Below are 25,814 nucleotides of genomic sequence, written 5' to 3' on the forward strand. Positions count from 1 at the left end.
TATGTTAAGTATAGTATTCATCTAGTAATATGGGTATAATTGGAATACTGATATTGCGAATGTTAGGAGGGTGTTCTATGGGCATTTTAGTTCGGAAGATGTTATGTGAGGATATTGAGAGAGTACAAGATATTGCTAGGGTGAGTTGGCATGCTACGTATGAGGGGATGATTCCTCGTGCGATTCAAGATTGCTTTTTGGATGCGGCTTATAGTACTAGTATGATGAATACCCGTCTACAAAATTCTAATCTATTTGTTGTAGAAGATGAAAATGAAGTAGTTGGGTTTGCTGATTTTTCACAGGTAGATGATGGCGACAAATCCGAACTGCGTGCTATTTATCTTTATCCTGATCGACAAGGGAGGGGATTGGGCTCGGCTCTTATACAAAAGGGAATTGAAGTTCTGGGAGAGATGAGAGAAATTGTGGTCGAAGTGGAAAAGGAAAATCTAGTTGGGCGGAAGTTTTATGAAGCGATAGGATTTGAGACGGTTAAAGAATATGATGATTACTTTGACGGCCATATGTTGAAAACGATTCAAATGAAATGGATTCTTTAAGAGTAATTGGGGGGGATTTGCTTGAATAGAATACTGTTCATTGTAGTAAATATTTTTACTGGTTTATTTGTGCTGATTACTAGTGTTGTAGGCTATGGAATTAGCGGAATGGGAGAAGATTCTACTCCTAATATTGCCATACTAGGTTTAATCGTAATATGGGCAGTCGGCTTAGCTTTGCAGTTAAGCAAAAGGATTCGTGTTTTAGGGTTTATTATCACGTTTATTCCGGTAATGTTTATATTATATATCTACTTTACAGCTATGAATATATAAAGGAGAGAAGCGAATGTTAATTAAACCAAAGAAATTGCAACGTGGTGATCAGGTCGCAACAGTGAGTCCTTCGTGGGGAGGCGCAGGCGAACCGGAAATCAGGTGGCGATATGAGCAAGGCATAAAGAGATTGGAAGATATTTTCGGCTTAACTGTTGTGCCGATGCCAAACAGTTTAAAGGGAGCCGCCTTTCTCTATGAGAATCCGAAAGCGCGTGCAGAAGATTTGATGACGGCATTTAAGGACCCGAATATTAAAGGAATTATTGCGAATATCGGAGGAGAGGACAACATCCGCTTACTTCCATATATCGATTTTAGCGTAATACACGAAAATCCAAAAATCTTTATGGGATACTCTGATGTTACGGTATCTCATCTATTTTGTCATAAAGCGGGAATTTCGTCATTCTACGGACCAGCTATATTAACCGATTTCGCTGAAAATATGGAGATGGATTCCTACACGGTTGAGATGGTAAATAGGACCCTTTTTTCTACTGAAATTATTGGTGAGATCCAACCAGCTGAAAAGTGGACAAGTGAGCGGTTGGAATGGATCGCTCAGAATAAAGATAAGCGACGTACGATGAATCAGAATACTGGATACGAACTGCTTCAAGGCTCAGGTACTGTGCAAGGACGATTGATCGGCGGGTGTATCGAAGTATTAGAATTTGCGAAGGGTACGGCGATTTGGCCAGAAGACGAGTATTGGAACAACAGTATATTATTCTTTGAGACATCCGAAGAAAAGCCCGAGCCTAGTTTGATTCGATACTGGTTAAGAAATTATGCAGCACAAGGAATCTTACAGAAAGTGAATGGGATTATATTCGGTAAACCTCAAGACGAGAAATATTTTGATGAGTATAAAGAGGAAATTCTGAACGTGATGAAAGAATATGGTTTGGAGCATTTGCCTATTTTATACAACTTGAACTATGGCCATACAGAACCTAAGTTTATATTACCGTATGGGGCATTGGCGAAGATAGATTGTGAACACGAGACGTTTTCGATTCTCGAGAGTGGCGTTGAGTAAAATAGTAGATAAATGAGGTGTTTTTAATTTTTACAGATCAGCAATTGCGAATGCTCGTCAAAGGTGAAGTTATAGGGGACACCTTTCCTTATGATAGCTATGATGAAAAAGAGATCTTGGCACATATCAATCGGCTGTTTTACCGAATCAATCGCATCCACAATGTGCTCTGCGAAGCGGAATGGGATCATTTTGGCAGTGGCTATGCTTCCTTTGTGGATTTTTTTTGTTATCGGAAAGAAGATTGTATCGTTGTGGAAGAAAAGAATGGAATACGTGAAATAGAGATAAAAGGTATTATACTCGATATAAGTCGTCTAGCATCAGTCGCTATAATGGGAGAAGACGTTAGGTATAGAACTATTCGTATAGAGACGAACGAGGAAGTAAGCAGTGGACAAGGTACAATTCTTGATGATCCTACTTCGTTAGTTGTGGGTGCGGAAGTGGAAATACTAGCAATAGAATTACGAAAAGCTCTACAGGAGTTTGATTTCAACCTAATAGCTGCAAAAGAAATGAGTGCACCACTATCGTTTAAAACAAAAATCCCAACAATATATCGGAATGAGCGACAATATCTAGTGTTGGATGCCATCTTTTATTGGGAAGATTAATAAAGGGGTTAAATGTAGATCGATAAAATAAATAGGGAGGAACGATATGAAAGTGGAAGTAGTGGAATACAACAATCAATGGCCAGAATTGTTTAAAATAGAATCTCAAAAGATCGCCACGGTTTTTGAAGAAGAATTAGTAAGTATTCATCACATCGGCAGTACATCTGTAGAAGGTCTATCAGCTAAACCAATTATTGATATAATGCCCGTAGTAAAGACAATCGAAAATGTTGACGCCTTGAGTACTCAGATGAATGAAATCGGTTATGAAGCGCTTGGTGAATTTGGAATGAAGGGAAGACGTTATTTTAGAAAAGGTGAACAGACTCGAACACATCAAATCCATGTATTCCAGGAGGATAACCTATACGACATTGCTCGTCATTTAGCTGTTAGAGATTATCTTCTCGTTCATCCTGAGGAGAGTAAGCTCTATGGCAAATTGAAAATGAAACTGGCTGCCATGTTTCCAGACGACATACAATCCTATATGGATGGGAAAAATTTGTTTGTGAAGGAATTAGAGCGAAAAGCGCTTATTTGGTACGATGCCAAAGAGTGATATGTGGAAGGAAAAATGAAAGATAAAGAGGTGTTCTATGAGGTTATTCGCGAAGTTAGGAATCATAGTAATTTCAACACTTCTACTAACCGCATGTTTTGGAGAAGATTATGATTTCACCCCTCCAGATGTTACGCTGATGAATCATACGGAATATACTGATACAGATGAATTGACTGCGGTGAATATCGAGTGGGATTCCGATAAATTATACACTAAGAAAACCAATGATATTTTTTCAGTCGCAAACGATCAGAAAACATTGGTTTATCATATAGGACAAGAAGTGAGAATCGTATTTGTCACTCAGGATTTTGCTATTAGGAAGTTGAACGCTTATTTTATGAAAGATGGAATCAAGACAGAAATCGAGGTAGATGGGGAAGTTTTCAACATGCCTAACGAGAAGGGTAAATATATCATTGTCTTACATCTTCTTGCAGATAGTGGAACGGTAGAATATGTAGGGAACGTGTTAATTGAATAGTGGAGAACCGTTACTAGAGGTGCTAGCCATCTTTAGAATTGTGAATCAAATACTGAGATTCCATTAAGCTGGTTTACATAATATTATTATAGGTACTAACAGAAAGGAGTTTAGTAATGCTAGCAATTATTGAAGTATTGGGTATTGTATTACCTATTATAATAGCGGGCCTGATTGTGGTATTTGTCATTAAGAGACTGGATCAGAAAATGAAGCAAGGTGCGTTGCCTAAGAAAAAATCGAAGAGCGCTATTTTTCGAATGTCGAGAAGTCATTTGATGTGAAAGAGATGCTTTGGAAATTAGAGAAATCGAATGTAGATGTACATATGTATGATGGGCAGCACGGGTTTAGTGATCCTTACGCTTCCTCATACAATAGAGAACTGGCTTACATGACCTGTAAGCAAACAATAGACTTCTTCAGAAATAATGGAATGAATCGTGTAGAGGGAAGCACTTCATGAGGAGAAGTGCTTTTAGCTGTTTAGATAAATTGATAATACAACCCTAACTGTGTATCGTACCATAATAAAGTGCCATGTTTTCGTTTTGGTAGGCGTGTTTGGAAACTCCACTCAGGATACTGTTTGATGATTTGGACTTGATCACCAGTGGCGAAGGCGATAAAGGATATATAATGATCTTTTGTCATCGGGTGATCACTTGAGATAAAATGTTCATTATCCACTTCTTCAATCGTTAGTTTTTCTGCCTCGCTCGCTTTCTTCGCTTCGAGCGCTTCCAGCTTCCTGCCACAGCAAGATATTGTAATATCTCCTGTTGCTAATACGATATTATGGCAAGATGGGCATACAAAGTACTTTGATTTCTTCATATTTCCTCCTATAAATTCATTAGACAGTAATTCACCGTCTAAAATGTTTTCTATATTTACACCTAGTAGTGTAGATAAGCTAGATAAAAGCGTTACATCAGGACAACCATATCCGCGCTCCCATTTTGAAATGGTGCGATCCGAGATATTCATTTGATCGGCTAATTGCTTCTGTGTGAATCCTTTTTCTTTGCGCAAATTATATATTACTTCTCCAACTTTACTCGTATCCATCGTTTTCCCTCCTGCTCTCTATATATCATAGGCGCAACTCTCACGTGCATCAACAAACGTTCCGTGGAGTTTGTTACACTCATCTGTACTAGCATGGATAATTTACTTAATAATATAAAAGAACAGCACTGAGGTAGCAGAAAGGAAGGTGAATAGGAATGAAACAGCATTGTTGCGAAGATATGGCGTATCATGCAAATTTCACATGTGAAATACACGAGAAGCCGTTTAATTGTCCAGATCAATTCATCCTGTTTGATAAAACAGATCAGGATTATGGATTGTTGATTCATGATGGAGGTACTTCAAGTATTGGGATTTCTTTTTGCCCTTGGTGTGGGAATAAATTATGAACGAGCTATCAGATTATTGAAAGGATAAGTGACTATGGAATATACACTTAAAGATAGAAGTTTCGAGTTCAGTGAAACAGAAGTAAAACATGAAGTAATCAAAATTGGAGAACCAGAGGATGACCTTTTCGAAATTGAATTCAAACTAACCTTCTCTTATGGATTCTTGAATTACTCACATAATTTTATTTGGATAAATCAAGATATCGAAACGTTATTGGAACAAATGAAGAAAATGGATGAAAAGAATTATGGTACTCTTAGTGTACTTTCCCCAGGAGTTTCTTTCGCTTATTCAAAAGATCCCCATGATGAAAATTTTTATGAGTTTACGGTTTTCATGGATACTGGCTATATTAATTCCTATATGGGAACTGAATCGAAACTTGGAATTACTCTAACAGTTTCCCGTGAAGATATTGCAAACTGGATTACCTCTTTTTAAAAAAAATAGTTGAAAAACTGCCCACTCCCTTGCCTTTGGAAAATAGGCGAGGGAGTGGGCGATTTACTTTTTTGGTGCTTGTTCGATTACGATCCGTTAATCTTTCGTATCTCATTATATTCTTTCTGCCAACAAATCGTGGCCCGTACTGTCTTACTTGCATCTACTTCATCCAAATTAGTATAGCGTTTTCTTAACATGAGTCATCATCCAACTGATTTTTGACATACTCCGATAATTTCTTCGCTACTGAAAACTCATGTGTTTGATAGAGTGAACGGGCACCAACTGGATCCTCGATTTCATTCAGCAACCAGCCACCTGAAATTGGAAGTATGAAATCCATGCCAATATAATCGCTTGAAATTGCCCGGGAAATCGCTTGAACTTGTTTGGTTTCCGTGTTGTTCAACGTGTACATTTCTACCGTGCCACCTAATGTGTAATTGGATTTGAATGAGTCTTTCGCTCCAGTTCGTTTTACAGCACCTAACACTTCATTACCCAACATGAATACTCGGACATCTGTTGCATTAGATTCGATGAAGGGCTGCACGATTAGTTCATTATGATTGAATTGATTTAGAATAGTTTCAGTTTGCTTCACAGATTCGCATAGAAATACTTCACTACCGCCATGACCTCCGCGCGTTTTCATTACAAAGGGCAAGGGGGGAAGTTGATCGGCTCGGAATGTGGGAACGGCGGGAATACCAAGTAGGGTAGCGAGTTCAAATGTACGCAGTTTATCATTGGCGATTTTCTGTACACTCGCTCGATTGAACACTCGGTAGCCCGCTTGTTCCAATTCCAAAGCGAATGTAGGATCACGATCTCGGAATAAAATGAAATCAAGCGGCTCGGTAGGCGAATCAGTTATCAGCTTTAATTCAATACCTAGATTTTTCGCTTCTTTCAAAAGATCGTCGATAAACGCGTGATTCCTCTTCGCTTCCTCCTCATTATAGTAAACGGCGCCTTTCATTTAATCTTCTCCAATATGTACGCGATCATTGCATCGGCTACGTTAATGCCGGTGACGTTCAAGAGGTTTCGGATATGTGCTGCGCCGTTCACTTCGCAAACGAGGGGCTGTTCATCCGCGCCGAATAATAAATCTACGCCTGCAAATTCCGCTCCAACTGCTTTTGCCGCTTCCATAGCTAGTGTTTTCTGTGCGCTAGTCAATTCCACCACTTCAGCTACGCCGCCGTTCGTAATATTCGCTCGAAAATCTGTCTCTGAGTGGCGATACATAGCCGCAATGATTTGATCTCCTACTATATTTACGCGTAAGTCTCGACCTCTACTCGTCTCAATGAACTCTTGAAAGATATAATCCACGCCACGCAGCTCATCGACTTTCTCATAGAACGCATCTTTCGTCTCAATCAAATACACCTTCATACCAAATGAGCCATGACCTTCTTTAATAATCATAGGTAAGCGTAGAGTCTCAAGGACATTCTCGTAATATCCGCTTTCTGTAATCGTGAAATTAGGATAAACTTTCGGTGCGATGATCGTCTTTGGCATGGCGACACCATGCTTCGCTAGTTCAAGATACTGCTTTGCTTTATTATCACAAGTTTCAATGACTTCAGGATCATTGAAGACGGGGATCCCTATATTTTTTAAATACTGTGCAAGTAACGTATCTTTATCAAGGAAGACGATGAAATCAGGAGCATCTTTCACTTCGTTTTGCACATCCATCTGAATTTCATAATTTTTTAAAATTGTCGTCCGTACACCAGCACGCTCTGCCGCTTCCTGTATAAGCCGTGCTTGATCTGCGAATTTATCACTCGTTAAACTACCATTATAAATAACCCAACAACTTTTCAATCCCGACGCCACCTTTGCTATACTGTATATAACTTAATTTTAGCACAGGAGGAATTTCTTTGATTCCAAAATTTGATGAATATAAAAAACAATTTGACATAATGAGTGATGATTTGATTAAACCGGGTTTGGACGCGATTGAAGAGGCATTGGCGAGTGTGTTGAATCCTGAGAGAGATTTACGAATTATTCATGTGGCGGGTACGAACGGTAAAGGCTCGACGATTGCGGTAATGGAAGCTGTCCTGCAAGCACACGGATTTGAAACGGGCGTATTTTCTTCACCGGCCATAGTGGATGTACATGATCAGATTCGAATCAATGGAAAGCCAATTACACATGAGGAATTGGAGTATGTGTTCGAGGAGATGGAAGCCGCAGGATTGAGTGGTATGCTGACGGACTTTGAATTGCTGACAGTGGCGGCTTTTTTGGCGTTTCGTAACGCGGGACCTGATTATGTGTTACTTGAGACGGGGATGGGTGGCAGATTCGACAGCACGAATGTTGTGACGCCTTTAGTGTCCATCATTACGTCGATTGCGCTAGATCATATTGGGTTTCTTGGTGACACGGTAGCGAAGATCGCAGAGCATAAGGCGGGCATCATTAAACCATATACTCCTGTAGTTATAGGAGAGCTACCAGAAGAAGCGAAAGAGGTTGTACTGGCAGAAGCAAAGATGAAAAAAAGTTTAGTGCGTGCATATGGAGAGAATTTCACTATGGAGCAAGGGGAGACGGAAAAGTTTAGGGGAATGTCTACATTTGAAATTCCAGTGCGGCATATGAAAGGCCCACATCAGGCAATCAATCATGCAGTAGCACTAGAAGCTTTATCATTGGCAGGGGTGCCTTTAAAACAAGACAAAGTAGCAGAAGCGATTACGAATGTTGCATTGCCTTTTCGATTCCAAAAAATTGCGGAGAATGTGTATATTGATGGAGCGCATAATCCCGCCGCGGCTCGTATGTTGGTGCGGACGATTGAAGAGCAGTTTCCGGGAGAGAATGTCGATTGGGTTGTCGGGATGTTGAATACGAAAGATTACGCGGAAACATTGAAGATCTTGGCACCGCTTGCGAATAGTTTTACGTTTGTGGATTTTCCACATGAGCAAGCTGCGAAAGCGGAGGATTTGCAGGTGGTTTGTCCTATAGAAGCGAGTCGCGTAATTTCATATGAAGAAGTGAATTTGAAATGTTCACAAAAACACATAAAAGTAGTCGTTGGCTCTCTTTACTTATTGAGTAGTTTAATGAGACAATAGGCTTAATAGAATGAGTTTTATAGACTTATATATTTATATTAGGGTATTTAGTTTTATTCTGTATAGTAAAATATGACGAAAATAAAGGTTAATATATATTTAGAAATCAAAGAATCATTTCAGGAAGGAAGACCAATATGTTTATGCATTATGTGAAAAAAAATTCAGGAATGACTCTTGTGGAGGTTTTAGCATCTCTAGTGTTGCTATCAATTATAATAATTTCCTTCTTGGCAGTCTTTCCCACTGTTGCAAAACAAAATAAAGCTTCTGAAGAGTTTATGGATGCAACATATATTGCTCAATCTGAAATGGAATATATTATTAGCATAAAAGGACAGGAAGATGGTCTTACTGACTTAGCAAAAAAGCTTAAGGAAAGTGAAAGAGTAATAAAGAATGAAGGTAGAGTTAGTTACAAAATAGTTCCTTCGACTGCTAGAGAAATTGTATTGGAACGAGAAATTCCAGAGTTATCCTATAAAGTTGTAATTATCTTTAATAAAGATGTGACTCATCAAACTTCACATGTACTAGTAAAAGTTTCTCAATTGGACCTAGAGGAAAAGCTGAGAGCCCAGATGGAAACAATTCTATGGTGGGGGGAGAAATAATGGGGAATTCTGTCAAAGATCAAAAAGGTATAACACTGGTAGAATTATTGGCTGTTCTCGTGCTTTTGTCACTAATAGGGTTGATGATATTTGGAGTCTATCTCTCTGGTAAAAAAGAGTATGATATCCAAAAAGAAAAAACAGAACATCAGGAAAACATTCTATATGTAATGAAATATCTCACGAAAGAGATTAGAAAAGAGAATAATTTTAGAGTATTCGATGAAGATGTGCTGGAAATTAAAAAAGAGATAGGGACGGATATTTATCGACGTAAGGGTACAACATTATTTAAGAATGATGAAGTGCTTGCTGATAATATTAAAGATTTCAAAGTGGAGTCTTCTGATGGTAAAGCATTAAAAATTGAAGTGTTTAGCGATGATAAACTTAATAGGAATAAAGATGCGAAAAAGATTGAGACAACCATCGTGATTAGAAAAGGAGGGGAGTCATGAGAAACGACAAAGGATATACACTTGTTGTTGTTTTAATGGTTCTGGTTGTAATGGCTGTTTTAGGCACCTCCATAATTGGACTATCATTGAATAATTCTAAAATGACTATGGGAGAGCAGGACGATCAGTCAGTTTTCTACATTGCAGAATCTGGAGTGAACTATACACTAGCCCGAATAAATGAAATTGCTACTACCACTGCTCCTCAATTTACTAAAGTTGACGATGAAACTAAATTTTTTCAGGTGGTAAGTGAAAAAGTTCGTTTAGCAGGTATTGAGGTAGATACAGAAAATCAGCAATTTGAAGATTTATACGGAGAGATTCCCAAGATTATAAATGTTGAAATAAAAGGGGCAATTGACCGTGATATTTCGAAGTACGAAATCCGTTCTACAGGAAAAATAGGACAAAAGGTAAGAACAGTAAGTCAGATTATAACATTGAATTATGAAACACTTCCAAATATAGGCACTGGCCAAGGTGAGAATAGCGGTGATGGAAATGTAGGAACAGATACATCAACTAGTTTACCCACAATTAAAGTTCCGGACGGCACAGCTGTTTTTGTCAATGGGAAAATAAGTATAAGTGGTGGGGCTATAATAAATGGAAGTATAGGAACTAACTTAACAGATAATAAATCTATTACGCTTAGTGGTGGTCCTAAAATTTCTGGAAATATCTTTGTGCCTATTGGTTCTGAAAGAGGTGCATTAGATAAACCGAATTCGATGACCATCCCAGTACCTATTGGTATGCAAGAAACTGGAATGATGAAATTACCAGAGTTTCCGCAATACCCATCCTATAAGAAACCGTCTGATGTAACAATAGGCGACCAATATAATCGAAAAGATGTTATCAAAGATGGTGGCGTCTACGCAGACAATTATGTCTCAAATAACTATGCGTTAAACATCGATGATAACATGTATTTAACTACTATTAAGATTGCTGAAAATAACACGCTGAAAATTAATGTAGGAGATAAAGATAGGGTCATTGTTGTGGACCATCTAGATATCCTTCAAGGGAAAATAGAGATCATAGGTACAGGTAAACTTACATTAATGGTAAAAGATAAAATCAATGTAAAAGGATCTATTGGAAACAGCGGCTCTGCCGATCAATTAGGTATATTCTTCGAGGGCTCAACTACCAAGGAATCTAAAAAAGTAAAATTCGATAATGAAACTCAGATTAGTGGTTCATTTTATGCGAAGGATGCAGACATCGAGTTGACAGGCGGTGGTGGAATTAAAGGAAATATTTTAACGGGTGGAAAAGAGGTAAAGATAAGTGGAGGGGTTAAAGCAGATCCAACATTAATCCTAGCACCGAATGCCGCTGTTAATATATCAGGTGGAGGTAACATAAGTGGTGCGATTTATGCAGATTCATTTACCGCTAATGGAGGAGCTAGTGTGACTTTCAAGCAGCCGATTATAAGTGCGGTTCCAATTGGTCCCGGAACAAATAAGCCCGATCCGGTAGTTCCTGACAATACTATAATCACACCACCGCATATTACTAAAGGCGAATTCAAAGAAATTTAGCAATATATTTTATTGATAAAGGAAGGTGCCCAATGCAATCAAAACTATACAAAACCAGCCTAGCCTTAGGCGTTCTACTACTGGTCATCTCCGCAGTATTCGCCCAACAAGCCTACGCAGGCGACGGCTTCTTCTCGAGTTTTAAAAAGTTCAGCAAGCACACATATGCAGGGCCGTTTGACATATCAAAGCATAATCGTAAAGATGCAAAAGAAAAGCTTATAAATAATTTTGCAGAGCTTGAACAAACTTTATCAGTACAACTAATCGTACAAGATCTTCAAGTAGATGTTCCAGCAGAAATAGTAAGTTTTGATCCGGATGCAACACTAAACCAAGCGAAAAGTGGAGATGATAATTCATTAGTCGCGAGTGTTTCCCGTGAAGGTCTTCGCACGGTGATGAAGCAGAGTTTTAATTCGCTTACATTCAGTGAAGCCGAAGTGGAGACGATTGCTGCACAAATAGAAGTTCAGCTACGGAGTGGTATTATGCCACAACAAGTATATGTAGCCAACTATATTCCTGAGTTATATGAGCAGAATCAAGTGATTGCTTCAGCAACATATGAAGTGGATGAACTAGCAAAAGGTCTGCGTTTATTAATGGATGACTTGGATGGGTTGGAGATTCAGCCGAATTCCTCGTTTTCATTCCGTGAATATCTAGAAGGGAAAGAGTCTGCTAGTGCGACAGATTTACAAATGACGATTATGGCGTCTCTTCTATATAAAGCGGCGCTGCAAACGAATTGGATCATGGATGAACGAAACATTTCTACTGAATTGCCATCAGGCGTTGAACCAGGATTCGAAGCGGCGATTAATCGTAAGCTCGATTTGGATCTCCTTTTCACGAACCCTAATCAAACAGTCTTCACGATTCGTACGGATTGGACAGGCTCACAATTGGAGCTGTCAATTGAAGGTCTGCCATTTGTGCATAGCTACGATACTGAAGTGGAGAAAATTACAAAGTATGACCCTAAAACGGTTGTCCGTTATAGCGCTTTTGTAAATGCGGGTGCGATTGAAGTAGTGGATAAAGGTAAGAAAGGCATGGAAGTTGCGGTTAAACGTAATGTTATGCTGAATGGTTCATTGGAAGAGATTGAAGATGTATCGGTTGATTTCTATGCGCCGCAACCAATTATTGAACGCCATAGTTTAGAAAGAGTAGTAGAGAAAGTTCCTGATAGTAATGTGGAAAGTAATTCTGGCAATACCGATGGAAACACTTCAGGTAATGGGTCGACTGATAATCCGTCTAATTCATCTAACGGAAATGGCTCCACTTCTCCAAATGGTGGCGGATCAGGTAGCGATGGTGACTTGGGATCGGGGAGCAAAGGCTCAGGATCATCTACTGGAAGCGGATCAAGCAACAGTGATTCATCTGGCTCTGGATCATCTAACGGAAGTGATGCAAGTAACTCGAATGGTTCCGGCACCAAAGATGATGTGAAATATGATTACGATAAAGGTGGCAATCTGATTAAAGTCGACAAGAATGGTAATCCAATCGATTGATAAAGGGGGATTCAGATGGCGACAACTAGAAAACGTCTTGGAGATTTATTAATAGAGTCTGGTTTGCTATCGGACGAACAGTTAATGAGTACGTTGAAAGAAAAGTCTCGGGATGAGCGACTTGGTGATGCGTTATTGCAGCGTGGGTATATTACGGAGCAGCAATTAATTGAAGTGTTGGAGTTTCAGCTCGGAATTCCTCACGTCAACTTGTTCCGATATCCGTTTGATCCGAAGTTGTTTAATATTGTACCTAAAGGTTTAGCGCAGCAAAAAATGATTGTTCCGTTAAAAAAAGATGGAGATAAATTATTTGTCGCGATGGCGGACCCAATGGATTACAATACGATTGAAGATTTACGACTTTCCACAGGATTTCATATAGAAACAGCGATTGCGTCAAAAGATGATATAACACGAACGATCACTCGATATTATGATGATGAATTATTTGATGACTTGTTTTTTGAAGAACCAGAAACTACGGCAAGTCAGTTGGAGCAACAAGATGATATCGTAGATAATGATTCTCCTGTTGTGCGTCTAGTGAACCAGATTATTTCTAGTGCGGTGTCTATGAAGTCCAGTGATATTCATATTGATCCTCAAGAACATCAAGTCATCATCCGTTTTAGAATTGACGGGAAGTTGCAGACGGAACGAGTTTTACCAAAGCATATGCAGTCGATGTTGCTTGCGCGGATTAAAATTATGGGAAATTTGAACATTACCGAATCACGCATGCCCCAGGATGGTCGGATTAAAGTAATGATTGATTTCCGTCCGATTGATTTGCGGTTATCGACTTTGCCGACAGTTTTCGGTGAGAAAGTCGTTATGCGTATTTTGGACTTGAGCAGTTCGTTAAACGACATGACAAAGCTTGGTTTTGGGTCAACGAATCTAGAGCGTTTTCTTGAAGAAATAGAGAAGCCAAATGGTATCGTTCTGATATCTGGTCCAACGGGTTCAGGTAAATCTTCTACGTTATATGCGGCTTTGAATCGATTAAATAGCGAAGAAGTAAATATTATTACGATTGAAGATCCCGTAGAATATCAGCTAGAGGGTATTAATCAAATTCAAGTGAATTCTAACGTGGGATTGACATTTGCGACAGGGTTACGGTCGATATTGCGACAAGATCCTGACGTAGTAATGGTCGGAGAAATTCGGGATAAAGAGACGGTGGAAATCGCGATACGTGCTTCATTGACAGGACACTTGGTTTTAAGCACAATCCACACGAATGACTCGGTTGCCTCTATATCACGATTGCTTGATATGGGTGTGGAACCTTTCCTTTTGACTGCTTCTTTGAATGCGATTGTAGCTCAACGATTGGTTCGACGTGTTTGTCGAGATTGTGGTACTACTCAGCCGGCTACTGATCGTGAAAAAGAAATTTTTGCTAGACGTGGGATAACGATAGAAACGATCCATCGTGGTACAGGTTGTTCTGCGTGTAATATGACTGGTTATCGAGGACGTATTGCAATACATGAAGTTTTGATTATAAATGCGGAATTGCGTGATGCCATTAATAGCGGCGCAGCACCTACAGTATTTCGTGATATTGCAGAGAGAAGTGAAACGATATTCCTGATAGATGATGGTTTGGAAAAAGTGAAGCAAGGCATTACAACTACTGAAGAAGTGTTGAGAGTAGCCTTGTTAGATTAGGAGTGTTTGCTGTGACGGAAAGAATTGATCAATTACTAACTGAGGCCTTTAAAATTAAAGCATCCGATATTCACTTAACTATAGGCGTGCCGCCAGTTTTCCGAGTACATGGTGACTTAAAACGTTTTGGTGAAACCGTTATGACTGAAGAAGACACAAAAGAAATTGCCTATCAGACGATTCCAGAAAAGATGATTCCTGCTTTTAAAGAAGCTGGACAGATTGACTATTCTTATGAAATCGCTGGCGTTTCACGTTTCCGTGTCAACGCATTCCAACAACGCGGTGCGATTTCATTGGCTTTCCGGACGATTCCTACAAAGATTCCGACGATCGATGATTTGAATATGCCGGGAACGTTGAAGAGTTTGTCTGATACGGCACAAGGATTAATCTTAGTAACAGGACCAACAGGTTCAGGTAAGTCCACGACACTTGCTGCGATGATTCGTTATATGAATGAAACAATGCGTAAGCATATTATTACATTGGAAGATCCGATTGAGTATATGCATGCGCACGGTTCTTCTATTATTGATCAGCGTGAAGTCGGTTTCGATACGCTGTCGTTTGCGGACGGTTTACGTGCTGCTTTGCGTCAAGATCCGGACGTTATTCTAGTTGGTGAGATGCGTGATTTGGAGACAATCTCTACGGCCATTACTGCTGCGGAAACCGGCCACTTAGTTCTTGCGACTTTACACACATGGAGTGCTGCTTCGACGATTGATAGAATCATAGACGTATTTCCTCATGGTCAACAGGCGCAAATTCGTGTGCAATTGGCGGGCGTTTTGAAGGCAGTCGTTTCTCAGCGTTTATTCCAAACGATGGATAAGCAAGGAAGACGTGCGGCAACGGAGATTATGATTAATAATCCTGCTGTGTCAAACTTGATACGATCTGAGAAGATTCACCAGATTCCGAACGTCATTCAGACAAGTCGTGCGCAAGGGATGCATATGATGGATCACTCCGTAAAGAATTTGATGGATCAGCGAATCATTTCGTATGAAGCAGCATTGCCGTTTTTGCAAGGGGATGATTAATAGTGGCTCGTTTTACATATGAAGGGCGAGATGCTAAAGCGATTCGCCGTGGTACGGTAACCGCTACGAATAAACGCGATGCGGCAATCAAACTTAAAGGGCAAGGAATTCGTGTGGTAAGTCTTGTGGAACAGAAAGAGACAGTCTTGACGAAGGATATAACTATTGGAAGTCCTGTAAAGCGTGATCAATTGATCATGTTTTTGCGACAGTTCTCAACGCTTCTTCAAGCGGGGGTTACGATTGTGGATGCGGTGAGGATTTTATCTAAGCAGGTGGAGCAGGCTTCATTCCGAAAGATTTTGACCTCAGTTCAGGAAGATTTGCGCACAGGTACAGCTTTATCGGTCGCATTTGGGAAGCATCCTAAAGTTTTTGAGCCGTTGATTTTGAATATGGTGGCTGCGGGAGAAGTTTCAGGAACAGTGGATGAATCATTGGATCAATTAGCGGAGCATTTCGAGAAAGCGTATCGTACGAGACAGAAAGTTACGTCTGCGATGGCATATCCAGTTGTAGTAGGCATTATAGCGATTGCTGTAGTCATTTTTCTTTTATGGTTCGTCGTACCGATGTTCGTAGATATGTTTGATAGCATAGGTGGACAATTACCTTGGCTAACTCGCGCTGTTATGGCGGCTAGTGAATGGATTGAAAACTACTGGTACTTGTTAATTCTAATTGTTTCAGCTTTAGTTGTTGGTTATGTACTGTTTAGAAGCAATCCAAAGGGGAAATATATTCTTGATACCATTTTGTTGAAACTACCTATATTCGGCAGCATCGCTCAAAAGTCTTCACTTGCTATGATGACTCGTACATTAAGTTCAATGTTTTCAAGCTCAGTACCGATTTTACAGGCACTAACTATGACGGAAAGAGTTGTAGGTAATGAAGTCATTTCAAAAGTAATTGGTGAGTCTAGAGTATCAATGGAACGTGGCGGATCTTTAACTGAACCTATGTTGAACCACTGGGCATTCCCGCCGTTAATACCTCATATGATTGCGATTGGAGAAGAGACTGGTTCTTTGGACTCTATGTTAGCAAAAGTTGCTGATTTTTATGAGAAAGAAGTAGAGGCTGCTACGGACCGTTTGAAAGCTTTAATAGAGCCTTTAATGATTGTCTTCCTAGCGGCAATAGTTGGGACTATAGTTTTGGCAATCATGTTGCCGATGTTTAGTATGTTTGAACAGATAGATAGTTTGTAACAGAAATAACAAATGTGATGTATTATTTTTATTTATTTCAATAAAACTAGTGTTATTTTCCTAATACCTCTGATATACTATATTCATAGAGTAAGAAAAAACAAGAGGAGGAAATTATATGAAAAAGTTCTTGCAAAAGAAATTAAATCAAAAAGGTTTGACGCTTGTCGAGTTACTAGCAGTTATTGTTATTTTAGGAATTATTGCTGCGATTGCGGTGCCGGCTATTGGGAATATTATTACGAATTCGAAGGTAAGTGCTTTGAAGGCTGATGGGCAAAATGCTCTATCTGCTGCTAATATTTATTTTGCTGAAACGACTACTGCTACAGCTAACACAGTTACAACAACTGTATTAAAAGATGAAGGTTACTTAGAGGATGCAGGAGGCTTTAAAGATTCTGATGCAACTATAACCAAAGGGACTGGAGAAGTTACAACTACAACTATAAATGGTACTTCTACAAACGGTAATGTATCTGTGAAATTCGAGGAAGCTTCAGCTGCAGATATTAATGCAGCTAATAATAAAACTGGTGGCACCAATGTTGTCGTCAGTCGCTAATATGTAAATATATAGTAAGCCGAAACTATTATTAGACTCTGCAGAGATTATTCTCTTCAGAGTCTTTTTTGAAATATAGGCATTCGTATGTGTAAAAATCCAATTGAAGTATATATACAATTAATTTAGTTGTGAAAGAAATGCTAATGTATTTAAACAATTTTCAATAATTATGTGATGTTACTCGTAGAACTACTTGAAGTGATATTGGCTTTTGGTATTATTGCAGCAATCGCTATTCTCTCCATTTCCGACATTACGGAAAACGCTAGTGTTAAATGTAAGAGAACTAATGCTGTGTTATTAATTAACATCCAAACTTACTTTTCATGGAAATTATCTTGATTTATCTACAAATCTTGTTGGAATGGCAATGTTAATAAATCGTAGTTAACTTCAAGATATGAATTTAGGTAATGACATATTTAGGCTTGTCGAAGAAAAATTATCCTCGATCTGTAGTAAAGAGATTACGATGAAAAATTAAGTAGAACCTTCGTAAAGCAATATTCGAAATAATTAAGTACAGTAGAAAATCTACAAAAGTATGAATGGAAGGATGTGGTGATTTACCCGCGGTATCAGGTAATTCACTACAGTGCCTTATATTTCGTCAGCTTTCCCTACCAATCTTTCTTTCTCCCACCACATTTGCTATACTTACCATAACTAGTTCACTAGGAAAAAATCACCAAACACCTTGAGTTCTCTCGTCTGGAAGGAGTTCGTCCATGTCTATATTATCTAATTTAAAACGCCCGCTTTCCAAACTCGCTATGCCAACATTCAGCCGTAAAAAACGTGTTTATTCATTAACTCTTGACGATGACGCGATTCGGTACGTACGAATAAAGTCCTTGGATCCGATCGTACTAGACACCGCAAAAGAGATGTTGCTACCTGAATATGTCATCCAAGAAGGCCGAATAGCCGAAGAGGATATGCTGCGGGATGTCTTATTGGAGGTTGTGAAAGACTGGAATCTTGCGAAGCGTGACGTGGCGTTTCTCGCGCCCGATACATATGTCATCATCCGACGTGTTGCGTACCCGGACACGGTGGAGGATGAAGAGCTGAAAAGCCATTTCTTTATCGAGATTGGCTCGACGATTTATTTGCCGTTTGATGATCCGGTATTTGATGTCGTTCCGTATACAGCGAATAACGCGCAGAATGAAGCGATTTTGATTGCGTCGAAGGAAAGTATTATGCATACATATGAAGAAGTGCTGAAGTCCGTAAAGTTGGAGCCGGTTGTGGCGGACATTGCGCCACTATCCCTGTATCGTCTGGCACATCATGTGCATCAATTTGAGGGGACGGAACATATTCTCCTTGCTGATTTGCGAGGTCGAAGTTTGACTGTGTCTATTTTCTATTCTCATTATCCTTTGTTCATTCGCTCGATGGAACTTGAGTTGCCACTCAGCATGTCGACGGGTGAAGAGCTGGAACAGCAGGTTGAGCCACTTACGATCGTCATGGAGCTCGAGAAACTGGCGAATTTCTATCGCTTTAATTTGGCGGAGAATGATTCGGCTATTACCCATCTAGTATGGAATGGAACCTATACACAACAAGAGGAATTATTGCAGACGGTCCGAGAACGTTTAGCGATCGAAGCGCTTCCCTTGGTGAAAGAGCCGATTAGTTGTGTAGACGGAACCGCGATAACTGCGGATTTCCACCGAGTTATTGGTCTCGCGCTGAAGGAAGAGGTGTAATACGTGTATGTTAGTTGATATAAATCTACTTCCGGAGAAAATCCGGGAGAAGACTACTTTTCTTTGGATCGCGATTGCCATCCTCTTAGTCGCTTTCATTAGTTGGGCCGTGCTGTATTTCTTCGCTCAAAAAAATGACGATGAAGCTCAAAAGTTACAGCAGTCTACATATGAAATACAGAAACAACAAGAAAATATAACGTCCCAAATGCGTTTGTCTGCATTCGGTCAGGAAAAAGAACAGTTAGCTGCGACGGTGGAGTTTCTTAAGGGGCATCAATATAAAACGCAACCTCTTATAGAAGATCTTTCAAAAGCGTTGCCTGATCGAGGATTCTTCCAGGAGTTGACTTTCGCTGCACCGAACGAAGTGACGTTGAAGGTACAGTTTGATGATTTGATGGAGCCTGCGCTCTATTTAACTCGAATGAAAGCTTCGGCGTTAGTAATTGATGCGACGTTTGAAGGAATTGAGACGGAAAAACTGAACATGGATGAGCGAGAGAATGTTTTGCCTAGATATTTCGCTACATATTTTATTCAGTTTGTTGATGAGCGAGCGTTGCCAGGTACAGATGCAGATGTAGACCCAAATGCGATTGAAGAGCCGCTAGAGGAAGCCCCACCTGCTGAAGAGCAACCTGCACCTGAAGAACCACAACCTCCTGTAGATGCGAATACGGAAGGAGGCGATACGCTTGAATAAGTATCTATCTAAACGTCAGATGGAGATCGGATTGGTCGTATTGGCCTCGATTTTCCTTATTTCACTCGTCTACTACACGGTGACGAACGTCTACTTGCCGGCGAAAGAAACGAAGGATCAGATGGCGGCTCAATTTGCTTCGGAACGTGATGTGTTGTTTTCATTACAAAAGCAATTGGCGAATAAAGATCCGAATGAAACGGTAACGTCTGCGCCACTTCAAAAAGTCGTGCCAGTTGTACCGCTTGAAGATGCATTACTCATTCGTCTGGAGAAGGCGGAAGTGAAATCCAATAGTCGAATAGAAGAAATTAATTTTTCGAAAGAAGTATTCGATATCGAACTATTGCCTGAAAATGTACAAAATCTCGAAACGGTATTGATGGAAGTGACGCTCGCTGCGGATACGTACAAGCAAGTGGATACGTTCATTTATGAGATAGAAGAAATGATTCGGATTATGAATGTAGAGACAATCCAGTTTGAAGCGACTGCCGAGAAAACGGAAGAGGAATCGGATATTGGTGAAATGAAAGTCGTGATTTCATTTAATGCGTACTTCCGTCCGGATCTTGTCAACTTGCAAAATGAGGCGCCGAAAGTAGATGCGCCGCCACCTGCATCGAAATTCGATCCGACGACGATCAATAAAATGACAGGTACCGAGAAAGCGGAGTAAGGAGGCAATTCATGGAATGGCTCTATAGTATATTTTTCTTCCTTTACGGTATTACGTTCGGCTCGTTTTTTAACGTTGTCGGCATGCGTGTACCGCTGAAGGAGTCCGTCGTGTCGCCACCTTCTCACTGTACGACGTGTGATCGGAATTTGACGGCGGTTGATCTAGTGCCGGTTTTCTCTTACGTGTTCTTGCGTGGCAAGTGCCGTGGGTGTAAAGAGAAGATCAGTGCACTTTATCCCACGATGGAGTTGATCACAGGTGTATTGTTCGTTTGTGCGTACTTGCACTTCGGATTTCAGTGGGAGCTTGTTGTAGCATTACTGTTTATTTCGATGTTGGTTATTTTAACAGTATCCGACCTGAAGTATATGTTGATTCCAAATAAAATCTTGTTGCCGTTTGGTATCGCGATTTTCATCTTGCGCTTCATCAGTCCGCTGACGCCATGGTGGGATAGCTTGCTTGGGGCGGCAGTTGGGTTTGGTCTGTTGCTGTTAATTGCGATCGTGTCGAACGGCGGGATGGGCGGTGGCGACATTAAGTTGTTTTTCGTTATCGGCTTAGTGCTCGGGACGATGCAGACGTTAGTTACGCTGTTTCTTGCTTCATTGATTGGCGCGATTGTCGGACTGATCTTTTTGAAAAAGACGAAGCAAGGACGTAAGACGCCTGTGCCTTTTGGTCCTTCAATTGCGGTCGCTGCACTCATTGCCTATTTCTACGGCGCGCAGCTTGTCAGTTGGTATACAGGTTTGTTGAACTAAATCGGTAAATGTTTATGGACGAGACGACAACAGTCTCGTCTTTTTTTACGTTCATTTTGGTAAGGTGGAAGAAAACTAGTGGAGTGATGGAATGAATTTCCGCAGGACGTATTCAAAGAACATTGTGATTCGGGCGTTAGTGCAAGGAGTGGCGATCGGCTTGGTCGCGGTGCTAGTGATCGGGCTAACGATATCGACTACGGGAGGGAAAGAGGATAAGGCGAGTGAAACGATGGCGACGACTGGGCCGAAGACAGAGGAGAAGGGAGGGGCAGTTGAGGGTGGAGATACGATGTTCGTCAAGCAGCATGGCGTGTTTTCTAGCCAGGAAGCGGCGACGGATTTCGTGGCCGAGAATCCGAGTCTCGCTAGTACGGCTGTCGTGTCAGCAGGCGGACAGTTCTATGTTTGGGGAGCGGTATGGCTGAATGAGAGCGATGTCCTGTTGAAGGAAGGTGAAGATGCGTTTAAGAAGAGAATCACTGTCGTACCGGGCGCTTGCAAGTCTGCAGATGCCGGTGAGGTGAGAAAAGCGCTGCTAGCCGAAGATCTATCGAAAATTGAATTGTCTAAGGATGGTAAAGATGCGAAGAAAGGTGGAGACTTTGCGAAGAAAGTGACCGCCATCACTGCGTTTACAAAGGATTCCTCTGTCGCGAGACTGCATCTGTTGGCACACTATTCGGACCAAGACCCATGCTTCAAAATTCAATTTTGACCCAATATACGGGGGAAGAATTGAATTTTGCCCTTTTTTCAAATCGTGTAGAATAGCGTACACTATGAAAAAGGAGGTTGTTCCAATGAAATTTATTAGTTTAAAACCTATCGTGCTCGCATCTTCTTCGCCGAGACGTAAAGAACTATTGCAGCTAGCAGGAATTAATTTTTCGGTGAGACCGAGTGATGTGGATGAGGATGTGCCGTTTACACCCGAAGAGCCATATGAGTATGCGGTTCGTTTATCGGAGCGAAAGGCGCTTGCGGTATTTGAATCAGAAGAAGAGATCGTCATTGCGGCAGATACGATTGTAGTGAAAGACGGTAGAGTATTCCCGAAACCCGAAGATGACGCGCAGGCTATTGACTTCTTAATGGAGCTGTCTGGAGAGTTGCATGAAGTGATTACGGGCGTAACGATTCTGGCTAACGGTAAGACGATTCAGTTTGCTGGTTTGTCTCAAGTGAAGTTTAGGAAACTGGATGAAGAGCTCGTTTCCGCTTATGTGAAATCAGGGGATGCTTCAGATAAAGCGGGCGCGTACGGCATCCAAACGCAAGGAATGCTGTTTGTGGAAAATATGGTAGGTGATTATCAAAACATCGTAGGGTTGCCGGTCAGTGATCTGGTCAACCGTATGCGTCAAGAAGGGTTGCTGATTTTAGAAGGCGGTGGCGCGTGATGCCTCTTGATCTGGCACCGCAAATGATGATCCGCGATGTGCATATCGCTGACAGGCCCCGTGAGCGTTTGATACGAGAAGGGGCGAGCAGTTTATCCAATCAGGAATTGATGGCGATCCTGCTGCGCACAGGTTCACGCTCAGAGTCTGTTCTCGTACTCGCCAACCGTGTGTTGTCTACGATTGACCGTTTGCAAGATTTGAAAGAGCTGACGGTGGATGAGATGACGAAGATTAAAGGGATTGGTGAAGCGAAGGCGGTGCAGTTACTAGCTGCAGCAGAACTCGGCAAGCGATTGTATCGGACTGCACCGCATGAACGGTATAAGATCCGTTCACCTGAAGATGCCGCGAATTATTTGATGACGGATATGTCGTCGTTAAATCAAGAACACTTTGTTGTGTTATTTTTAAATGTCAAAAATGAAGTGCTACATAAGCAGACGATTTTCATTGGTAGTTTGAATTCTTCCATAGTACACCCACGCGAAGTGTTCCGCGAAGCCTTCAAACGTTCGGCTGCATCGATGATTATTTCACATAATCATCCGAGCGGTGACACGACGCCTTCAAGAGAAGATATCGAAGTGACAAAGCGTCTGATGGAAGCGGGTCAGATCATGGGGGTGGATGTGCTCGATCATATCATCATCGGTGATCAGAAATTCATCAGTTTAAAAGACAAAGGTTACATATAAAAACATGAATTTTGTCGCGAAAAAGTGGAGAGACTGGGAAATCAGTCTCTTTTTCGATGTTTTTTGCAAACTGGCCGGGTGACACTGTAAATTAAGTTACCTTTCCGTTATAATGTGGTGTATGCTTTTAAGAATACCGATGAAGGTTTGATAGAAAGGGAGAATTGACTTGTTTGGTTTCAGATCAAGAAACGTAGGAATTGACTTGGGGACAGCCAATACTCTAGTTTTCATTAAGGATAAAGGTATTGTGCTAAGGGAGCCTTCTGTTGTAGCGAAGAATACAACGACGGGTGAAATCGTTGCGGTAGGCAGTGAAGCCCATGCCATGATCGGACGTACGCCGAGTTCAGTTGTGGCCATTCGCCCGATGCGAGAAGGAGTTATTGCAGATTTTGAAACAACAACTGCTATGATTCGACATTATTTAAAAGAAGCACTAAAATCAGCAGGAACTTCATGGACGAAGCCGACTGTCATGGTTTGTGTGCCCTATGGTATTACATCTGTGGAGCAACGCGCAGTGATCGATGCTGCACGTCAAGCGGGTGCGAAAGAAGCATATACGATTGAAGAACCTTTTGCGGCTGCGATCGGTGCAGATTTACCAGTATGGGAACCAACCGGCAGTATGGTCGTCGATATAGGTGGAGGTACGACGGAAGTGGCCATCATTTCTCTAGGTGGCATTGTAACAAGTACTTCGATCCGTGTAGGCGGAGATTCTATGGATACGGCTATCATAACGTATATCCGTAAAGAATATAAATTGATGATCGGTGAACGTACGGCTGAAAACATCAAGATGCAAATTGGTTCGGCGTTTGATTTGGATAAGACGGAAAAGATGGATATCCACGGACGCGACTTATTGACGGGTCTGCCGAAAACGATGGAAATTAATTCGCAGGAAATTACGAAAGCATTGAGAGAACCGATGGATTTGATAATTGAAGGTATGAGAAAAACGCTTGAGCAGACACCACCTGAACTGGCGTCAGACGTCATGGAGCGTGGAATTGTCTTAACTGGTGGCGGTTCATTACTTCGTAACCTCGATAAAGCTATTTCTGAGGAAACAAAAATGCCTGCATTTGTAGCAGGAGATACACTTGACTGTGTAGTAATTGGAACGGGTAAGGCTTTGGATAACTTAGAACTCATTAAGAAAATTCAATCATAATATTAATTGGAGGAGATGTAGGCAATGCCGCGTTTTTTTTCCAATAAACGATTAATCATTTTATTAGTAGGAGTAATCGTCCTTGTGGCATTAATTGCATTTTCACTTCGCGACCGAAATCATGCAAATGTTCCGGAACAAGCAGTGAAGGATGTCGTAGGTTTTGGGCAGTCGCTTGTTACGAAACCAGCCCATTTTGTGACGGGACTTATTGAAAATATTGATACGATGCTTAATACATACGAAGAAAACAAACGATTAAAAAAGCGTCTGGAAACGTATGCCGCCATGCAAGCGGAGTTAGTGGATGTCAAAGCGAATAATGTGAAGCTGCGGGGAATCATTGATAAACAAGAGGATCTGCGCGCATTTGAGCCAATTCAGTCCACAGTGATTTCACGCAATCCTGATCAATGGGAAGAGAAAATCATCATCGACAAAGGAACAACGGCTGGAGTGGACGTCAATATGGCGGTCATGACGGCACAAGGCTTGATTGGGAAGGTCATTTTGTCCACTCCATTTACATCCACAGTCGAATTAATCTCGACGGAAAATAGCGATTTCCGTGTGGCAGCAATGGTAGTTGGCGAAGAAGAAATGTTCGGTTTGATCGAAGGATACGATCGAACTTCCGGACAATTGATCATGAAGCGTCTAGATTCAAGCTTCAATGTAAAAAAAGGAATGCAAGTGATATCTTCAGGTCTCGGAGGAATCTTCCCTAAAGGTATTTTAATAGGGGAAGTAACCGAAGTTTCGACGGATGACTATGGTTTGACAAAACTAGCGTATATAAAACCAGCAGCTACTTTCTCACAACTAGATCACGTGATGATTGCGAAGCGAACCATGACAGTGGTTGACGGAACCGACGGAGGCAACTCCGCAGATGCAGAAGGGGACGATGAGTCATGATCCGATTCATCATTCCTTTAATTGCTATCCTGCTATTTTTCCTGGAACCCATTTTCAGTCTGTTTTCACCAATTGAAATTAACAGCGAGTTATACATCACGGTGCCTAGGTTCCTAATGGTCTATTTAATTTTCATTGCGACGTATTATAATAGCAAGCGAGCGATTATTTACGGATTTGTCCTCGGACTGTTGTATGATATGTATCATATTGATATTATTGGATTATACACATTCATGTATCCGCTGATTTGTTACGTTGCGGCGTTAGTAATTCGACAAATTGAGCGTCATACCGTGACGGTTATGGTATTATCAGTAGTAATGATTGTGTTACTGGAATTGTTGTCGTACTTTTTTGCTAGTGTGATTGCGTTAACGTCTATTGATTTCGGCGAATTCTTCACGAGTCGACTCATTCCGACAATGATTGCGAATTCATTATTTATCGTGATGTTCGGCTATATGTTCAAACAGATTACAGAGAAAAGATTTTTTCAAAAACAAGCAGGTTTTTAAGTATTG

The 25,814-nt window shown here is 40.8% G+C and carries 31 protein-coding genes; 28 read left to right on the plus strand and 3 right to left on the minus strand.

Annotated elements, in window-relative coordinates; translation table 11 throughout:
* The first annotated feature begins 77 nt into the window (after nucleotides 1–77).
* The 7 genes from CSV74_RS04610 (at nucleotide 78) to CSV74_RS16585 (ending at nucleotide 3,837) form a co-directional block, all read left to right on the plus strand.
* On the plus strand, nucleotides 78–563 hold the full coding sequence (locus CSV74_RS04610; RefSeq protein WP_099690739.1) for a GNAT family N-acetyltransferase: 486 nt from the start codon (nucleotides 78–80) through the stop codon (nucleotides 561–563).
* 21 nt (nucleotides 564–584) lie between these two features.
* Nucleotides 585–839, plus strand: a complete 255-nt coding sequence (locus tag CSV74_RS04615; protein ID WP_029053665.1) for a hypothetical protein — start codon at nucleotides 585–587, stop codon at nucleotides 837–839.
* Nucleotides 840–852: 13 nt separating this feature from the next.
* On the plus strand, nucleotides 853–1,884 hold the full coding sequence (locus CSV74_RS04620) for a S66 family peptidase (RefSeq protein WP_099690740.1): 1,032 nt from the start codon (nucleotides 853–855) through the stop codon (nucleotides 1,882–1,884).
* Nucleotides 1,885–1,901: 17 nt separating this feature from the next.
* On the plus strand, nucleotides 1,902–2,501 hold the full coding sequence (locus CSV74_RS04625) for a hypothetical protein (RefSeq protein ID WP_143560740.1): 600 nt from the start codon (nucleotides 1,902–1,904) through the stop codon (nucleotides 2,499–2,501).
* 46 nt (nucleotides 2,502–2,547) lie between these two features.
* Entirely contained in the window at nucleotides 2,548–3,066 is a 519-nt protein-coding gene (locus CSV74_RS04630; RefSeq protein ID WP_099690742.1) for a GrpB family protein, read from the plus strand.
* A 37-nt stretch (nucleotides 3,067–3,103) separates the two neighbouring features.
* Nucleotides 3,104–3,553, plus strand: a complete 450-nt coding sequence (locus CSV74_RS04635; RefSeq protein WP_099690743.1) for a hypothetical protein — start codon at nucleotides 3,104–3,106, stop codon at nucleotides 3,551–3,553.
* 116 nt (nucleotides 3,554–3,669) lie between these two features.
* The gene (locus CSV74_RS16585; protein WP_158231745.1) at nucleotides 3,670–3,837 is read left to right on the plus strand and encodes a hypothetical protein; all 168 of its coding nucleotides are present in this window, start codon (nucleotides 3,670–3,672) and stop codon (nucleotides 3,835–3,837) included.
* A 202-nt stretch (nucleotides 3,838–4,039) separates the two neighbouring features.
* Here the strand turns inward: CSV74_RS16585 and CSV74_RS04645 are convergent, their stop codons facing one another.
* Complete coding sequence (locus CSV74_RS04645) at nucleotides 4,040–4,624, minus strand: helix-turn-helix domain-containing protein (RefSeq protein ID WP_099670027.1); 585 nt, start codon at nucleotides 4,622–4,624, stop codon at nucleotides 4,040–4,042.
* A gap of 158 nt (nucleotides 4,625–4,782) precedes the next feature.
* Here CSV74_RS04645 and CSV74_RS04650 point away from each other — a divergent pair, with 158 nt between their 5' ends.
* Nucleotides 4,783–4,977 (plus strand): DUF6980 family protein, encoded by a 195-nt coding sequence (locus CSV74_RS04650; protein ID WP_099690745.1) that lies wholly within the window; start codon nucleotides 4,783–4,785, stop codon nucleotides 4,975–4,977.
* A 34-nt stretch (nucleotides 4,978–5,011) separates the two neighbouring features.
* On the plus strand, nucleotides 5,012–5,422 hold the full coding sequence (locus CSV74_RS04655; RefSeq protein ID WP_099690746.1) for a hypothetical protein: 411 nt from the start codon (nucleotides 5,012–5,014) through the stop codon (nucleotides 5,420–5,422).
* Between the two features lie 193 nt (nucleotides 5,423–5,615).
* On the opposite strand, the gene CSV74_RS04660 is transcribed toward CSV74_RS04655, so the two are convergent.
* Complete coding sequence (locus CSV74_RS04660) at nucleotides 5,616–6,407, minus strand: ATP-grasp domain-containing protein (RefSeq protein ID WP_099690747.1); 792 nt, start codon at nucleotides 6,405–6,407, stop codon at nucleotides 5,616–5,618.
* Nucleotides 6,404–7,270, minus strand: coding sequence for an ATP-grasp domain-containing protein (locus CSV74_RS04665; RefSeq protein ID WP_099690748.1), 867 nt, complete (start codon nucleotides 7,268–7,270; stop codon nucleotides 6,404–6,406). Before CSV74_RS04665 ends, CSV74_RS04660 begins: the two co-directional genes overlap by 4 nt.
* Before the next feature lie 59 nt (nucleotides 7,271–7,329).
* Here CSV74_RS04665 and CSV74_RS04670 point away from each other — a divergent pair, with 59 nt between their 5' ends.
* The 19 genes from CSV74_RS04670 to mreD all read left to right on the plus strand — a co-directional run bounded on the left by CSV74_RS04670 (nucleotide 7,330) and on the right by mreD (nucleotide 25,808).
* On the plus strand, nucleotides 7,330–8,541 hold the full coding sequence (locus CSV74_RS04670; protein WP_099690749.1) for a bifunctional folylpolyglutamate synthase/dihydrofolate synthase: 1,212 nt from the start codon (nucleotides 7,330–7,332) through the stop codon (nucleotides 8,539–8,541).
* Between the two features lie 137 nt (nucleotides 8,542–8,678).
* Complete coding sequence (locus CSV74_RS04675; RefSeq protein ID WP_099690750.1) at nucleotides 8,679–9,155, plus strand: type IV pilus modification PilV family protein; 477 nt, start codon at nucleotides 8,679–8,681, stop codon at nucleotides 9,153–9,155.
* Nucleotides 9,155–9,613, plus strand: a complete 459-nt coding sequence (locus tag CSV74_RS04680; RefSeq protein ID WP_158231746.1) for a prepilin-type N-terminal cleavage/methylation domain-containing protein — start codon at nucleotides 9,155–9,157, stop codon at nucleotides 9,611–9,613. Before CSV74_RS04675 ends, CSV74_RS04680 begins: the two co-directional genes overlap by 1 nt.
* Nucleotides 9,610–11,172, plus strand: a complete 1,563-nt coding sequence (locus CSV74_RS04685; RefSeq protein ID WP_099690752.1) for a DUF7305 domain-containing protein — start codon at nucleotides 9,610–9,612, stop codon at nucleotides 11,170–11,172. The genes CSV74_RS04680 and CSV74_RS04685 overlap by 4 nt, the downstream gene beginning before the upstream one ends.
* Nucleotides 11,173–11,204: 32 nt before the next feature.
* On the plus strand, nucleotides 11,205–12,701 hold the full coding sequence (locus tag CSV74_RS04690) for a VanW family protein (RefSeq protein WP_099690753.1): 1,497 nt from the start codon (nucleotides 11,205–11,207) through the stop codon (nucleotides 12,699–12,701).
* 15 nt (nucleotides 12,702–12,716) lie between these two features.
* Nucleotides 12,717–14,384, plus strand: coding sequence for a GspE/PulE family protein (locus tag CSV74_RS04695; protein ID WP_099690754.1), 1,668 nt, complete (start codon nucleotides 12,717–12,719; stop codon nucleotides 14,382–14,384).
* 11 nt (nucleotides 14,385–14,395) lie between these two features.
* Nucleotides 14,396–15,433 (plus strand): type IV pilus twitching motility protein PilT, encoded by a 1,038-nt coding sequence (locus tag CSV74_RS04700; RefSeq protein WP_083031890.1) that lies wholly within the window; start codon nucleotides 14,396–14,398, stop codon nucleotides 15,431–15,433.
* Nucleotides 15,434–15,435: 2 nt separating this feature from the next.
* Nucleotides 15,436–16,647: a type II secretion system F family protein gene (locus CSV74_RS04705; protein WP_099690755.1), complete on the plus strand. Its 1,212-nt coding sequence runs from the start codon at nucleotides 15,436–15,438 to the stop codon at nucleotides 16,645–16,647.
* A 118-nt stretch (nucleotides 16,648–16,765) separates the two neighbouring features.
* Nucleotides 16,766–17,212 (plus strand): type II secretion system protein, encoded by a 447-nt coding sequence (locus tag CSV74_RS04710; protein ID WP_099690756.1) that lies wholly within the window; start codon nucleotides 16,766–16,768, stop codon nucleotides 17,210–17,212.
* Between the two features lie 731 nt (nucleotides 17,213–17,943).
* Nucleotides 17,944–18,936, plus strand: a complete 993-nt coding sequence (gene pilM / locus CSV74_RS04715; protein WP_099690757.1) for a type IV pilus biogenesis protein PilM — start codon at nucleotides 17,944–17,946, stop codon at nucleotides 18,934–18,936.
* 7 nt (nucleotides 18,937–18,943) lie between these two features.
* Nucleotides 18,944–19,642: a PilN domain-containing protein gene (locus tag CSV74_RS04720; RefSeq protein ID WP_099690758.1), complete on the plus strand. Its 699-nt coding sequence runs from the start codon at nucleotides 18,944–18,946 to the stop codon at nucleotides 19,640–19,642.
* Nucleotides 19,635–20,321 (plus strand): pilus assembly protein PilO, encoded by a 687-nt coding sequence (locus CSV74_RS04725; protein WP_099690759.1) that lies wholly within the window; start codon nucleotides 19,635–19,637, stop codon nucleotides 20,319–20,321. Before CSV74_RS04720 ends, CSV74_RS04725 begins: the two co-directional genes overlap by 8 nt.
* 11 nt (nucleotides 20,322–20,332) lie before the next feature.
* The gene (locus tag CSV74_RS04730; protein WP_099690760.1) at nucleotides 20,333–21,088 is read left to right on the plus strand and encodes a prepilin peptidase; all 756 of its coding nucleotides are present in this window, start codon (nucleotides 20,333–20,335) and stop codon (nucleotides 21,086–21,088) included.
* 91 nt (nucleotides 21,089–21,179) lie between these two features.
* Entirely contained in the window at nucleotides 21,180–21,806 is a 627-nt protein-coding gene (locus tag CSV74_RS04735; protein WP_099690761.1) for a hypothetical protein, read from the plus strand.
* Between the two features lie 85 nt (nucleotides 21,807–21,891).
* Nucleotides 21,892–22,491 carry a Maf family protein gene (locus CSV74_RS04740; RefSeq protein WP_158231747.1) on the plus strand — a complete coding sequence of 200 codons (600 nt, stop codon included), beginning with the start codon at nucleotides 21,892–21,894 and terminating at the stop codon, nucleotides 22,489–22,491.
* Nucleotides 22,491–23,189, plus strand: coding sequence for a RadC family protein (radC, locus tag CSV74_RS04745; protein WP_029053688.1), 699 nt, complete (start codon nucleotides 22,491–22,493; stop codon nucleotides 23,187–23,189). Before CSV74_RS04740 ends, radC begins: the two co-directional genes overlap by 1 nt.
* Before the next feature lie 169 nt (nucleotides 23,190–23,358).
* Entirely contained in the window at nucleotides 23,359–24,372 is a 1,014-nt protein-coding gene (locus CSV74_RS04750; protein WP_099670047.1) for a rod shape-determining protein, read from the plus strand.
* A 24-nt stretch (nucleotides 24,373–24,396) separates the two neighbouring features.
* Nucleotides 24,397–25,290: a rod shape-determining protein MreC gene (mreC, locus tag CSV74_RS04755; protein WP_029053690.1), complete on the plus strand. Its 894-nt coding sequence runs from the start codon at nucleotides 24,397–24,399 to the stop codon at nucleotides 25,288–25,290.
* Nucleotides 25,287–25,808 carry a rod shape-determining protein MreD gene (gene mreD / locus CSV74_RS04760; RefSeq protein WP_029053691.1) on the plus strand — a complete coding sequence of 174 codons (522 nt, stop codon included), beginning with the start codon at nucleotides 25,287–25,289 and terminating at the stop codon, nucleotides 25,806–25,808. Before mreC ends, mreD begins: the two co-directional genes overlap by 4 nt.
* The last annotated feature ends 6 nt before the right edge of the window (nucleotides 25,809–25,814 follow it).

Origin of the sequence: Sporosarcina sp. P19 (assembly GCF_002743165.1) — a bacterium.
GTDB classification, from domain to species: domain Bacteria; phylum Bacillota; class Bacilli; order Bacillales_A; family Planococcaceae; genus Sporosarcina; species Sporosarcina ureae.

Coding starts and splice junctions, on each gene's coding strand:
- radC (WP_029053688.1), top strand. CDS start 22,491: ATGCCTCTTGATCTGGCACCGCAAATGATGATCCGCGATGTGCATATC.
- CSV74_RS04710 (WP_099690756.1), top strand. CDS start 16,766: ATGAAAAAGTTCTTGCAAAAGAAATTAAATCAAAAAGGTTTGACGCTT.
- CSV74_RS04675 (WP_099690750.1), top strand. CDS start 8,679: ATGTTTATGCATTATGTGAAAAAAAATTCAGGAATGACTCTTGTGGAG.
- CSV74_RS04740 (WP_158231747.1), top strand. CDS start 21,892: ATGAAATTTATTAGTTTAAAACCTATCGTGCTCGCATCTTCTTCGCCG.
- CSV74_RS04730 (WP_099690760.1), top strand. CDS start 20,333: ATGGAATGGCTCTATAGTATATTTTTCTTCCTTTACGGTATTACGTTC.
- CSV74_RS04620 (WP_099690740.1), top strand. CDS start 853: ATGTTAATTAAACCAAAGAAATTGCAACGTGGTGATCAGGTCGCAACA.
- CSV74_RS04610 (WP_099690739.1), top strand. CDS start 78: ATGGGCATTTTAGTTCGGAAGATGTTATGTGAGGATATTGAGAGAGTA.
- CSV74_RS16585 (WP_158231745.1), top strand. CDS start 3,670: ATGCTAGCAATTATTGAAGTATTGGGTATTGTATTACCTATTATAATA.
- CSV74_RS04695 (WP_099690754.1), top strand. CDS start 12,717: ATGGCGACAACTAGAAAACGTCTTGGAGATTTATTAATAGAGTCTGGT.
- CSV74_RS04735 (WP_099690761.1), top strand. CDS start 21,180: ATGAATTTCCGCAGGACGTATTCAAAGAACATTGTGATTCGGGCGTTA.
- CSV74_RS04630 (WP_099690742.1), top strand. CDS start 2,548: ATGAAAGTGGAAGTAGTGGAATACAACAATCAATGGCCAGAATTGTTT.
- CSV74_RS04650 (WP_099690745.1), top strand. CDS start 4,783: ATGAAACAGCATTGTTGCGAAGATATGGCGTATCATGCAAATTTCACA.
- CSV74_RS04655 (WP_099690746.1), top strand. CDS start 5,012: ATGGAATATACACTTAAAGATAGAAGTTTCGAGTTCAGTGAAACAGAA.
- mreD (WP_029053691.1), top strand. CDS start 25,287: ATGATCCGATTCATCATTCCTTTAATTGCTATCCTGCTATTTTTCCTG.
- mreC (WP_029053690.1), top strand. CDS start 24,397: ATGCCGCGTTTTTTTTCCAATAAACGATTAATCATTTTATTAGTAGGA.
- CSV74_RS04660 (WP_099690747.1), bottom strand. CDS start 6,407: ATGAAAGGCGCCGTTTACTATAATGAGGAGGAAGCGAAGAGGAATCAC.
- CSV74_RS04635 (WP_099690743.1), top strand. CDS start 3,104: ATGAGGTTATTCGCGAAGTTAGGAATCATAGTAATTTCAACACTTCTA.
- CSV74_RS04645 (WP_099670027.1), bottom strand. CDS start 4,624: ATGGATACGAGTAAAGTTGGAGAAGTAATATATAATTTGCGCAAAGAA.
- CSV74_RS04680 (WP_158231746.1), top strand. CDS start 9,155: ATGGGGAATTCTGTCAAAGATCAAAAAGGTATAACACTGGTAGAATTA.
- pilM (WP_099690757.1), top strand. CDS start 17,944: ATGTCTATATTATCTAATTTAAAACGCCCGCTTTCCAAACTCGCTATG.
- CSV74_RS04685 (WP_099690752.1), top strand. CDS start 9,610: ATGAGAAACGACAAAGGATATACACTTGTTGTTGTTTTAATGGTTCTG.
- CSV74_RS04720 (WP_099690758.1), top strand. CDS start 18,944: ATGTTAGTTGATATAAATCTACTTCCGGAGAAAATCCGGGAGAAGACT.
- CSV74_RS04690 (WP_099690753.1), top strand. CDS start 11,205: ATGCAATCAAAACTATACAAAACCAGCCTAGCCTTAGGCGTTCTACTA.